An 11,585-nucleotide genomic window follows, 5' to 3' on the forward strand; every position below is an offset into this window, starting at 1 on the left:
GGCCTCAACCCTCAAACGCCATGAGGACGCTTTTGTAGCGCAGATTGGCCTCAACAGCCTGCCGCCCCAGATCCTTCCCAATTCCTGAACCACCATATCCACCGGTGGGAATCACAAAATCCGATGACCGTCCATACCGATTGACCCAAACAGTTCCAGCCTTCAGGTTGCGTACAGCCCGCATGGCACGCCCGAGATCAGAAGTATGAACGCCTGCGGCAAGACCGTATGTCGCATGAGACGCCAGCGATAACGCCTCAGCCTCATCATCAAATGTCTGAACCGTCAGCACCGGACCGAAAAGCTCGTCCTTTACTGCCCGCGTCTGCGGCGTCACCTCTGTAAGAATGCACGGGGAGAGAAATGCGCCTCCCGGGCCGTCCATACGGCTAAGAGGAAGAAGCGTTGAGGCTCCCGCCTGCACACTGTCATAGACCGCAGCTTCAATGGACGTTGCCTGCCGCTCCGAAATGATAGGAGAATACCGCGTTTCGGCTTTTTCAAGCGCACCAGAAGAAAATCCCTGTGCCCGCTGAACGATCTTCTCCAAAAGAGCATCGTGAACCGCCCTCTGCACGATCAGTCGTGAGCCAGACACACAGACCTGCCCTGCATTGCCTGTAAAAGCTCGCAGGATACGATCCGCAACGGCGTCTATATTGCGGATATCATCGAAAACGATCTGTGGACTTTTCCCACCCAACTCGAGCGTGACAGGCTTTGGGCCGCTCTCCGCCGCCGCTTTCATGATTTCGATGCCAGTTCTCGTAGAGCCGGTGAACGTCAGTTTTCCGCAGACCGGATGTCGAGCCAGAGCGTCGCCCGTGATCGGACCCGTTCCTTGTACGACATTGAACAGACCGGCCGGAACCCCGGCGTCGATTGCCAGTTCAGCCAGACGAACAATCGAGAATGGTGTCATTTCTGATGGCTTGAGTACGACACCATTTCCAGCCGCTAGCGCAGGGATCACTTTCCAGCTCCCCATGACCAGAGGGAAATTCCAAGGAGCAATGGCACCAATAACGCCATAGGGCTCAGCCAGAACCATCCCTAACAGGTCGCTCTGGGTCGCAGCGACTTCTCCACCCAACTTGTCGGCATATTCAGCGAAAAAGCGGATCCCCTCTGCCGTAAAAGGCACATCCCACGCTGTTGTTTCTGCAATCGGACGCGTGGAACAGGCTGTTTCCAGTCGTGCCAGTTCTATAGCATTTTCTTCTACAAGATCGGCCCATCGACGCAGGACACGCCCCCGTTCCCGTGGCGCGCAGGTCGCCCAACCGGAGCGCATCTGTACATCTCTCGAAAGGCAGACAGCATAATCAACCAGATCCGCACCAGCTTCCGGCAGATGACAGAGCAACCGACCATCCGAAGGTGCATGAACAGGAATGGCTCCCTCGCCTTTCAGGATATTTCCACCCACAAAATGCGCGTTTGGCAGCGCCACCAGGGTCGGGTCAAAGGTAATGCCTGTCATCATTCATGCCTGCGGAAGACCATTGCGGGAAGGATACAATGTGCGCAGCCTTACAGAGGGGCAAACAGCAAAATACTCTGTCAGCACATTTGAATATCCCTGCTATTCAGATCGCACCAACAGCATTTTATGCTCCGGATATCGGCTTTTCTTACATTACATATCGCTAGCTTTGCGCAATGATCGCATCCAGGATCAGGACAGGAATCACCATGGATACGCCACGTCTCGTCTCGCTTGACCGCGAACACCTCATCCATCCCGTCTCGTCATGGCAGGGTCACGAAGCCAGCGGAGCAACCATTCTGGAATCCGGCAAAGGTGTCTGGCTGACAGACAGCAAAGGAAACCGTCTTCTGGACGGATTTTCTGGCCTCTGGTGCGTCAATACCGGTTACGGTTGTGAGAGCGTTATTGAGGCAGGCCGACGTCAGCTTGAAAAACTTCCCTATGCCACCGGCTATTTCGGCTTTTCAAACGAGCCTGCTATCGAATTGGCCGCGCGACTGACCCGGCATGCTCCAGGACATCTTAATCACATCTATTTCGCGCTTGGTGGTTCCGATGCCGTGGACAGTACGCTCCGCTTCATCCGTTACTACCAGCACGCACGGGGAACGCCTGAAAAGCGCCATGTTATCGGGTTACAGAAGGGTTATCATGGCTCATCATTCGTCGGCGCAGGCCTGACCGCACTTCCGGTCTTTCATCGTGATGCAGATGTTCCCCTTCCGTGGCAGCATCATATCCCGAGCCCCGATCCCTACCGCCATCTTGCTGGCCCTGATGCTGAGGCCATCATCCGAGCCTCAGTACAGGCGCTGCATGACGAAATTGCAAAAATAGGCGGCCCACAGCATGTCGCGGCCTTCTACTGCGAACTCGTCCAAGGGTCGGGCGGTGTCATAATACCGCCAAAGGGTTGGGCAACGGCAATGCAGACAGCCTGCCGCGAGCTGGACATTCTGTTCGTCGTCGATGAAGTCATCACAGGTTTCGGACGGACTGGCCCGCTCTTTGCCTGCGCTCATGAAAACATTGAGCCCGACATGATGACGGTCGCAAAAGGTCTGACGGCTGGCTACGCTCCGATGGGTGGCGTTTTCATGTCCGATACGATCTACGAAACGATTCGTGACAAGACCCCCCCAGGCGTCTCAGTCGGGCACGGGCAGACCTATAGCGCCCATCCTGTCAGCGCAGCCATCGGTCTTGCAGTTCTGGACCTTTACGAGGGTGGACTGCTTGAAAACGGAACCCGTGTTGGTGAGCATCTTGCTACGCGGTTGCGCGGACTTGGTAATCATCCACTCGTGGGCACAACCCGGTCTCTTGGAATGCTCGCCGGTATCGAACTCGTGACCGATAAAGCGACCAAAACCAAGCCGGATGCGCAACTCGGAATTTCCGGAAAGCTCAGCCGCTATGGCTATGAACAGGGTATTCTTTTCCGGGCCTTTGGGGACGATGTCATCGGGCTTGCACCGCCTCTGTGCAGCACGATTGCTGAGATGGATCAGCTTTGTGATGGGATTGTCTCAATACTGGACCGCGTCATGGACGACCCAGCCGTAGCAAGCGCCCTCAAAACCTGACCGAGACATGGGAGGAAGCAGAAGATTGACCCATCATGACACCTGACGTTTCCTCCTCTGCTCCTGTCGCCCTGGACGATCTGCCTCCCAACAGGTTTCATTCGAAACTCGCGCTGATTTCTGCGGGCGGGCCGTTTTGTGACGGTTATATTCTCGGGATCATCGGTATTGCTCTCCCGTCCATCGTACGGGAACTTCATCTCAATGGCGCGGAAACGGGCCTAGTCGGCGCGGCGGCTCTTCTGGGCGTTCTGGCGGGCGGCATGCTGGGTGGTGCGGTCTCGGATCGGCTGGGACGACGACCGCTCTTTACGCTAAATATTGCGGCATTTGTGATCTTATCCCTGTTGCAGGGAGCATGTTCCGGTCTCCTGCTATTAGTGAGCCTCCGCTTCCTGCTCGGTGTGGCTGTGGGCGCGGATTATCCGATTGCGACGTCTTACGTCGCAGAGTTCATGCCGCGCAAACTCCGCGGCCCTGTCCTTTCGGGATTAATTCTCGCGTGGTGGGTAGGATATACCGCGAGCTATGCCGTGGGCTATGGGCTTTCCTTTTTCCCGGACATCTCCTGGCGGATCATGCTGGTCTCCAGCGCCATTCCGTCAAGTGTGCTCTTCTGCCTGCGCCTGGGATTACCGGAATCTCCCCGTTGGCTGGTTCAGCAGGGACGAACCGAAGATGCGAGAAACGTTGTACGCGAGCACCTGAAGGCTGACAGTCTTCCCAGTGCAGAAAGTCAGGGACACCTCTCCCTGCTTCAGATCATTCGATCCCCGTATAGGGGAGCACTTGTATTCGTCAGTGCGTTCTGGATCCTGCAAAGTGCTCCGGGGTTTGCCATCCATACCCTTCAGGCTCAGCTCCTGCATCAGTATCACGTACAAAACGCGCTGCTTGGGTCGCTCTGCATTACGGGACTGACCATTTTGGGTATCCTGCCCGTCACACTGGGACTGATCAATCTGATGGGGCGGCGCCTCCTGCTGATCGGCACTTTCGCAATCAGTATGCTGGGCCTTCTGCTCCTTGGAATATCACCTGTCCCTGCCAACTGGATGATTTTTTCCGGATTCATTCTTTATTCCGTGTCCGAGGCAGCTGGAAGCGGTCTGCAGTTTGTCTATCCCAACGAGTTGTTTCCAACTGCTATCCGGGCCAGTGCAGTCGGTATGGCCTGCTCCTTCAGCAGATTAGGCGCAGCACTGGGAACCTTTCTGCTTCCTTTGGGATACACACATTTTGGAATGCAACCCATGATGCTCATAGCCGCCGGCTTTATGCTGACAGGCCTGCTGATCAGCTGGATCTGGGCTCCAGAGACAAAAAATACGTCTTTGGGGGAACCTCCTTCTCTCTCCGAACCCTCCCCTTCTTCCATCTGTGCATCCTGACGGAGATCATTTTATGAAACTTGTTCCCTACTGGCTGGACAGCATTTCACCTGTATCAGGTACTGCTTTGTCTGAGTTCCCGGCGCGCGCGGATGTCGTGGTTGTAGGCGCTGGCTTCACTGGCCTTTCAGCGGCCCGAACATTGGCCAAAGCTGGAAAGAATGTTGTCGTCCTGGAAGCAGACCAGATTGCATGCCACGCCTCCGGCCGAAATGGCGGACACGTCAACAACGGGACGGCAGGAAATTTTCAGACCATGGCAGGGAAATATGGCTTGGAACAGGCCGTTACACTCTACCGGTTTTTCGATGACGCTGTGGATACGGTCGAAGAAATCGTTACGACCGAAGGCATCGACTGTGACTTCCGGCGATGCGGAAAGCTGAAAGTCGCCTGGACTGAAAAGCATCTTGCAGGTCTGCGTGCAGATCAGGAAGCAGTAAAGCAGCATGTTGACCCGGAAACTAATCTGCTGGACCGAGAGGCGGTTGCTGCAGAAATTGGTGGCTCGACAACATTCGAAGGCGGCATGCTGTATCGGAAAAGCGCCCAGATGCATGTGGGAAAATTTGGAAGTGCTCTTGCAGCCAAAGCCATGTCCGCAGGGGCGAAAATCTTTGAAAATACGCCCATGACGGCTCTTCGCCGTGCGGGCAATATGTTTGAAGTTGCATGTTCCGCTGGCGTTATTCAGGCACAAAATGTTCTGCTGGCCACCGGAACGAGCCGGAAAGCACCGAACTGGTTCCGCCGCCGCATCATGCCGGTTGGGAGTTTTATTGTCGCTACGGCACCCATGCCTGAAGACTTGTTCGCCCGCATTCTTCCCGGACGCCGCAATGTCGTCACGACCCGCAACATCCATAATTACTTTCGCACAACCGCAGACCGACGTTTGATCTTCGGCGGACGAGCCAATTTCTCCCAGTCCAGCGAGAAGTCGGACATTCAGTCAGGGCAGATCCTTCATGCCGCGCTGACTGAAATCTATCCCGAGCTTGAAAGCATCGAAATCGACTATTGCTGGGGCGGTAACGTGGACATGAGCGTGGACCGCCTACCGCATGCCGGAGAGTGGCATGGCGTCACCTATGCCATGGGTTTGAGCGGACATGGTGTTCAGATGTCCGTGCATCTTGGGCAGCTCCTAGGCCGAAGATTAGCCGGGGAACAGGTTGATATTCCTGTGTGGAACCGTTCATGGCAGCCTATCCCCGCTTACGGACTTGCTACGCATTTCATGCCTGTCGTGGGGGCTTATTATCGTGCCAAGGACAGATATCTCTGACTTTTCCAGAGCTGCCAGCAGGAGAGCGACCCTCCTGCTGGCTTCTTATCTTTAAAGACCAAATACGCCTGGAAGTCCGCTGATATCCTTGATTTCTTCGTATTCGTAAAAGGGGTTCGCCGGTTCATGACCGCGATTAACCCAGACTTTTGATCGGATACCCAAATCATAAGCGGTCATAAGGTCATAGCGGAAAGACGACGATACGTGCGTAATGTCTTCCGGCCCGCAGCCCAGCACATCCAGCATGTATTCAAAGCCGTTCATCTGAGGTTTGTAAGTGCCCGTTTCCTCAGCCGTAATGACCTTGTAAAATGGTGCGCCCAGTTTCTCGACATTTGACATGATCTGGCTGTTCATGGCGTTGGAAAGAATAACCAGTGGAATTTCCCTGGCGACTTTTGCAAGCCCCGCAGGCACATCAGGATGAGGCCCCCAGGTAGGAACCTCATTGTAAATTTGCAATGCGTCCTCTTCACGGAACGTCACGCCATTTTTCTTACAAGTGCGCTCCAGAGCGTTGTGCACGACTTCCGCATAAGGTTTCCATGCACTCAGCACCTCATCAAGCCGGTAAGCGGCAAAATTCTTGATGAAGAGTTGCATCGCCTGTTCAGATAGTGCTTCTCCGTAAATTCTGCGGGCTGCACCTGCCATATCGAAAAATGTCAGCGTGCCGTAGCAGTCAAAGGTAATGAACTTGGGACGGAAGGTCATACACGATTCCTTGTGAGGCCATTACTGTCTGGCATAATCGTTATGATGCCGTCTTCAGGCCAACAGGCGTTATCAGGTTTTTATCGTTCGGCGCAGGAAATTTCATATTCAAACGAGGATGCAGCACGCTGTGCTATGCATACCTGAAAATCGGGATCAGAACCGGCGCAGAACGCGGCACATTAGGTCTGAAATTTTCACTACGTGAGATAGCCCCATGAGCCTGATTCTCCCTATTCAGACGAACCCAGACTTCACACCTCGCGAATCTGTTTCAGCCCCAGAACGTCTCATCTCAGGCAATCCAGCTTTCAAAACATGGGCGTTAGATACGTCGCGTAGCGGAAATGTTCGTACCGGCATTTGGGAAGCTACTCCCGGAACAACCAAATCCATCAAAGGAGAAGCCTTCGAATTCTGTCATATCCTTGAAGGCCTTGTCAGAATCACGGAAAACGATGGAGAATCCCATCTCTTCAAAACCGGAGACAGCTTCATCATGAAACCCGGTTTTGTTGGAACCTGGGAGACGATCGAGACGGTGAAAAAAATCTATGTCTTTGTGGAATAACAACACCCTTTGGAAGCTGCTGAACCAGAGCTGAAATTCGCAATATTCTACCATTTATAACGTCGTTTGCAGCGGCAATATCCCGCAGACTGCCCCTACACTCCTCAGTACACAGCACGGAGACTTTCATGCCTGCCCCACTGCACCTGATTCAGACGGAATCCAGCGTTCCAGCACAAGCGGATGTCGTTGTCGTAGGCGCTGGAATCGTGGGGGTTTCAACAGCCTACTGGCTGGCCAGGGCTGGAATAAAGGTCGTTCTCCTTGAGAAAGGCATGGTCGGCGCTGAGCAGTCCAGCAGAAACTGGGGGTGGTGCCGTCAACAAAACCGCGATGCACGTGAATTGCCTCTTTCCACCCGAAGTCTCTCTTTGTGGGAGGATATGACAGCCGATATTGGTGAAAGTCTTGGCTTCCGCCGTTGCGGGTTATTGTATCTGACAAACAATCAGACTGAACTGGACGGATGGGCACGGTGGGGGAAATTCGCTCGAGGCGAAGGCGTTGACACCCGAATGCTCAACGCGACCGAAGCCGCACAGCGAGGAAACGCCACCCACCGCAAATGGCTCGGTGGCGTATGGTCCCCAACCGATGGTATCGCCGATCCATCCATTGCAGCACCCGTGATTGCCAAAGGCGTCCTCAAACACGGTGGTCACGTCATTCAAAACTGCGCTGCCCGCGGCGTCGAGCTCTCCGGGGGCGCTATCTGCGGCATTATAACGGAACGTGGAACCATTCGTACATCACAGGTTGTCATGGCGGGGGGCGTATGGGCGCGGTCTTTTCTTAATCAGGTCGGGGTTAGCCTTCCTCAGGCGGCCGTCCGTTCGTCAATTCTTTCCGTCAAACCAGGCGCATCTGGCCTTCCAGAGGCTCTCCATACGGAGGATGCCTCTGTCACAAGACGCGGTGACGGCGGTTACACGCTCGCTATTTCGGGCAATGGTCGTGTAGATCCTACCCCCGGAATTCTGAAAAGTTCCCTGGAGTTTCTTCCAATGTTCGCACGGAGGTGGCGTCAGCTTGCGCCCGGTGACTTCCAAGGATGGCGTTATGGTTTTGACACCAACTCCAAGTGGAAACTGGATCGGCCGACACCCATGGAAAAAACCCGTATTCTCGATCCTCGACCAGATGCTGGAACAATTCATAAGACCCTTCAAAACGCCCAAGCGCTCCTTCCTGCCCTGAAAAACGTGACTGTTCAGGCTGAATGGGCAGGATACATTGATAGTACCCCAGATGGTGTTCCTGTTATTGATCCGGAAAGTGGCGTTCCTGGTCTTTTCATTGCAGCCGGCTTTTCTGGACATGGTTTTGGCATTGGACCAGGTGCGGGGCATCTTGTCGCTGACATCCTGTTAGGGCGGGCGCCAATTACTGAGGTTGAGCAGTACAAGCTTTCTCGCTTTAGAAAATCTGCCTGGGGCAAAGTGTCGGATTTTTAACCCGGAGTGGGAGAATGGCGGGAAACACTCCCGCGGATGAAATCTCTCATTCTTAACGGTTCTGAGATCGTCATCGAACCAGTTAGCGCCCCGGACGCCGGGACGACTACCCCACAATCTGACAGGCAATAACGCGGACAAAACAAGCTGAAGGCTCTGGGTTTTGACCTCGACATCGTGCGTGGCAGCTCAGATCAGTCTGCGGACAACGGATTTCCGTGAAATCATCAATGCGCTGCGTTATCTTGTCCGTTCCGGCTGCGCGGGGCAACTGTGTTGATCAGGTGAGTTGCAAAGGCTGACGTTTCTGCATCATGGCGTTGAGGATGACGAGAAGCTGGCGTACGACGGCGATGAGAATGGTTTTCGGCGCCTTGCCTTTGGCGCCCATCCTATCGCGCATGGCGATGAGCGCGGGCACGCGGCGGGACGCGAACAAGACTGCGATATAGAGGGCCTCTCGAACCTTGCGGCGACCGCCCCATATGCGCCGCCCGCCCTTCCATGTGCCGCTTTCGCGTGCGTGAGGTGCCAGACCCGCAAGAGACACGATCTTTCGGCGGCATAACGTGCCGAGTTCGGGCAGTTCACCTAGCAGAATGGCAAACACGGTCAGACCGATCCGGGGACGGCGCTCATCAAGGCGGCCTCCTCCGAACGCGTCCGGTCCTTGGCGAGCAGGGCCTTGATACGGTAGTCGAGGGCTGCGCCCATCTGTGCCAGGACGCGGGCATCCACGCGGTCGGTCTTGTCCAAGACGCCGGTGGCACGGGCGAACTCACGAGCCTGACGCGGATTGATACTCGATAAGGGATGCGCGCATTCGGTCAGGGCGGCGATGAGGGTGTTGTCGCAGCCGCTGGAGGCTTCGAAGACGGTGAGAGTTTCGGACGTGAGCGTTTCGGCCCAGTTGGCGATGGCGTCACGAGTGTTGGGAAGACGCTGCAGCCGGTCGGACGGCAGATCGCAGAGATCGAGGAAGGCGCGCGAAAGATCGCAGCCGACAATGAGGTGTCGCATGGTGAGGGTGCCTGTCCATGTCATGCGGGATCCATAGTCCCAAGAAACTGTTTAGGGTCGAGCGAAGGTGGAAGGAACCCATGCTCCCAAACGGGTTCCAGACCCTTCGGGGGGAACGGGCGCCCTTCCGCCGGGCCTCCTCGCACATCACTAGCAGACAGGGGAGATGCTGCTGGTTCACTTCGGTCCATAGCAGACGGTTTACTGGTGGTTCCGAAAGCTAATGCGCCGTTTTCTGTTTCAGACCATTCATGATTTCTGTCTAATGCGGGATCGGGAGACAGTTGGAGGTGAGTGAGGCCAGGCTCTGAGGCGTTGTTATCGACAGCCAAAGCATCAAGGCGCCGCATGCTAAGATACGTGGTTATGACGCAGACAAGAGGATTGTCGGTCGCAGAGGCCATATCATGGTTGATACGGATTGCCGACTGCTTCTGATCAGGCCCACTCCTGCCAATATTTCAGACAGCGCAGGCGGTCAGATGATCCTGGATGCCATGCGTAAACGCTGACCACGGGTAAAACATCTGTTCGTAATGGGGACTATTATCGCTTTCGTTTGATGAAGAAGGCTACCTTTCTCGACTTCACACTCGAAATCATCCGGCGGTCAGACACGGTAGAAGGGTTCGAAGCTCTTCCACGTCGATAAGTGGTTAAAAGGACATTCGGCTGGATGATCCGGTGGCGTCGCCTTGGAAGGGACTACGAGCAGCGGATCAACGTCGCAGAAGCCATAATCTACATCACTATGGGAAGCCTTCTGCTACGCAGAAATGCTCACCCATGAATTTCCCAAAAAGCTCTAAGAACTCCGCCCACCCATACTAAAATAGCACAGCATCCCACACCCAAATTAACTAAATGTCTTTGTTACTTTACTCAAGGAGATGTGAGCATAATTTATTTTTTTGAAATATCTTTAAAATGCTAACTAAGCATCCGATTATACGTTATGCCATTAACAAGTTATTTCTGAAAAATTCTAGTTTACAGAAATAACAATTCTTAAAATAGATAATATCATATCTATACTCGGTATATATAAATATTATTCTATATAAATCTACCGGATTGCAGATATCTTCCAACTAAAGGAACCCTGAGATGGTCAGTTTTTTCAGCAGAGTTGCTGCCCATTCGTTTCAATTTCATGAGGGAGATATTATTCGCTCTGATCTTTTCAATGAAGATCGGCTGTTAGAACATGCTCAGCCCTTGGCCGAAACTCATAAAAATACTCTTTTTGCCACACACAATAATAAATTGCTTACGCGACTAAATGAGAATGCGCAGGTTCTTCTGGAATCAAACATTCTTTTATCTCAAGCTTCTGAGAGAGGAGAACAGATTACGCCAGCTGGAAGCTGGCTGATCGACAATTATTATCTGATGAACGCCCAGATACAGACTATTAAATTTGATCTCTCTTCAAGATATTACAAGGAACTACCTGAACTTTCCGACGGCTGCTTTTCAGGTTTACCAAGGGTATTTGAAATTGCTTGGGCTCTCGTTGCCCATACAGACAGCCACATCGAGCCGAAAACAATATGCCAATTTTTAAGTGTCTATCAGAAAAGTAGCCCTCTCCTGATCCGAGAACTATGGGCCATTCCCTGTCAGATCAAACTTGTTCTGATTGAGAATCTCCGTAGAGTTGCCGACAAAATTTGCCAAAATCTGCAGAAACAAAAACAGGCTGATAGTCTTGCAAATACTTTAACTATTAATAATAACTATAGTAATAAAAAAATGCTTGAAATACTATCTAAAGTTAATACTGAAACATTAGACTTAGCATTTTTGGTACAATTCTCGCATCGCATGAAAGGTCGTGATCCACAAAAAGATCCGGCACTTTTGTGGATAGAAGGAATATTACAGGAGAAAGGGACAGATTTTGATCAGGTTATTCATAAGGATCTACAGGAGCAAAGTTCATTAAACGCTACTATAAAAAATATCATCACAAGCATTAGGTTAATAACAACTTTAGATTGGAATAATATTGTTGAAGAAATAAGTTCTGTAAGCCAAATATTTTATAGTCATAATGGCTTCTC

The 11,585-nt window shown here is 52.8% G+C and carries 9 protein-coding genes and 1 pseudogene; 6 read left to right on the plus strand and 4 right to left on the minus strand.

Features of this window, described 5'->3' with window-relative positions:
• Window positions 1–4: 4 nt before the first annotated feature.
• Complete coding sequence (locus tag GFR01_RS10525; RefSeq protein WP_099182422.1) at window positions 5–1,486, minus strand: aldehyde dehydrogenase family protein; 1,482 nt, start codon at window positions 1,484–1,486, stop codon at window positions 5–7.
• Between the two features lie 209 nt (window positions 1,487–1,695).
• On the opposite strand from GFR01_RS10525, the gene GFR01_RS10530 reads away from it, so the two are divergent.
• From GFR01_RS10530 to GFR01_RS10540, 3 genes are read left to right on the plus strand one after another with little or no spacing between them, the layout of a single operon-like run.
• Window positions 1,696–3,078, plus strand: coding sequence for an aminotransferase class III-fold pyridoxal phosphate-dependent enzyme (locus GFR01_RS10530; protein WP_099182423.1), 1,383 nt, complete (start codon window positions 1,696–1,698; stop codon window positions 3,076–3,078).
• Window positions 3,079–3,113: 35 nt separating this feature from the next.
• A complete protein-coding gene (locus tag GFR01_RS10535; protein WP_099182424.1) occupies window positions 3,114–4,469 on the plus strand; it encodes an MFS transporter in 1,356 nt (451 codons plus the stop codon).
• Between the two features lie 13 nt (window positions 4,470–4,482).
• Window positions 4,483–5,757 carry an NAD(P)/FAD-dependent oxidoreductase gene (locus GFR01_RS10540; RefSeq protein WP_099182425.1) on the plus strand — a complete coding sequence of 425 codons (1,275 nt, stop codon included), beginning with the start codon at window positions 4,483–4,485 and terminating at the stop codon, window positions 5,755–5,757.
• 51 nt (window positions 5,758–5,808) lie between these two features.
• Here the strand turns inward: GFR01_RS10540 and GFR01_RS10545 are convergent, their stop codons facing one another.
• Entirely contained in the window at window positions 5,809–6,474 is a 666-nt protein-coding gene (locus tag GFR01_RS10545) for a haloacid dehalogenase type II (protein WP_099182426.1), read from the minus strand.
• 217 nt (window positions 6,475–6,691) lie between these two features.
• On the opposite strand from GFR01_RS10545, the gene GFR01_RS10550 reads away from it, so the two are divergent.
• Both GFR01_RS10550 and GFR01_RS10555 read left to right on the plus strand, forming a co-directional pair.
• Entirely contained in the window at window positions 6,692–7,045 is a 354-nt protein-coding gene (locus GFR01_RS10550) for a cupin domain-containing protein (RefSeq protein WP_099182427.1), read from the plus strand.
• Between the two features lie 128 nt (window positions 7,046–7,173).
• A complete protein-coding gene (locus GFR01_RS10555; RefSeq protein WP_099182428.1) occupies window positions 7,174–8,499 on the plus strand; it encodes an NAD(P)/FAD-dependent oxidoreductase in 1,326 nt (441 codons plus the stop codon).
• Window positions 8,500–8,779: 280 nt separating this feature from the next.
• On the opposite strand, the gene GFR01_RS10560 is transcribed toward GFR01_RS10555, so the two are convergent.
• Together GFR01_RS10560 and GFR01_RS10565 are read right to left on the minus strand one after the other, a co-directional pair.
• Complete coding sequence (locus GFR01_RS10560) at window positions 8,780–9,109, minus strand: transposase (RefSeq protein WP_167384239.1); 330 nt, start codon at window positions 9,107–9,109, stop codon at window positions 8,780–8,782.
• A gap of 2 nt (window positions 9,110–9,111) precedes the next feature.
• Complete coding sequence (locus GFR01_RS10565; protein WP_099182430.1) at window positions 9,112–9,543, minus strand: IS110 family transposase; 432 nt, start codon at window positions 9,541–9,543, stop codon at window positions 9,112–9,114.
• 142 nt (window positions 9,544–9,685) lie between these two features.
• Here GFR01_RS10565 and GFR01_RS10570 point away from each other — a divergent pair.
• A pseudogene (locus GFR01_RS10570) lies at window positions 9,686–10,309 on the plus strand (transposase); the annotation flags it as partial.
• Window positions 10,310–11,585 lie beyond the last annotated feature (1,276 nt).

Source organism: Gluconobacter frateurii (assembly GCF_002723955.1).
In the GTDB taxonomy this organism is placed as follows: domain Bacteria; phylum Pseudomonadota; class Alphaproteobacteria; order Acetobacterales; family Acetobacteraceae; genus Gluconobacter; species Gluconobacter frateurii.

Bases quoted from the DNA above. Each gene is read 5' to 3' on its own strand.
- GFR01_RS10565 (WP_099182430.1), bottom strand. From the start codon at position 9,543: ATGACATGGACAGGCACCCTCACCATGCGACACCTCATTGTCGGCTGC.
- GFR01_RS10540 (WP_099182425.1), top strand. From the start codon at position 4,483: ATGAAACTTGTTCCCTACTGGCTGGACAGCATTTCACCTGTATCAGGT.
- GFR01_RS10535 (WP_099182424.1), top strand. From the start codon at position 3,114: ATGACACCTGACGTTTCCTCCTCTGCTCCTGTCGCCCTGGACGATCTG.
- GFR01_RS10550 (WP_099182427.1), top strand. From the start codon at position 6,692: ATGAGCCTGATTCTCCCTATTCAGACGAACCCAGACTTCACACCTCGC.
- GFR01_RS10555 (WP_099182428.1), top strand. From the start codon at position 7,174: ATGCCTGCCCCACTGCACCTGATTCAGACGGAATCCAGCGTTCCAGCA.
- GFR01_RS10525 (WP_099182422.1), bottom strand. From the start codon at position 1,486: ATGATGACAGGCATTACCTTTGACCCGACCCTGGTGGCGCTGCCAAAC.
- GFR01_RS10530 (WP_099182423.1), top strand. From the start codon at position 1,696: ATGGATACGCCACGTCTCGTCTCGCTTGACCGCGAACACCTCATCCAT.
- GFR01_RS10545 (WP_099182426.1), bottom strand. From the start codon at position 6,474: ATGACCTTCCGTCCCAAGTTCATTACCTTTGACTGCTACGGCACGCTG.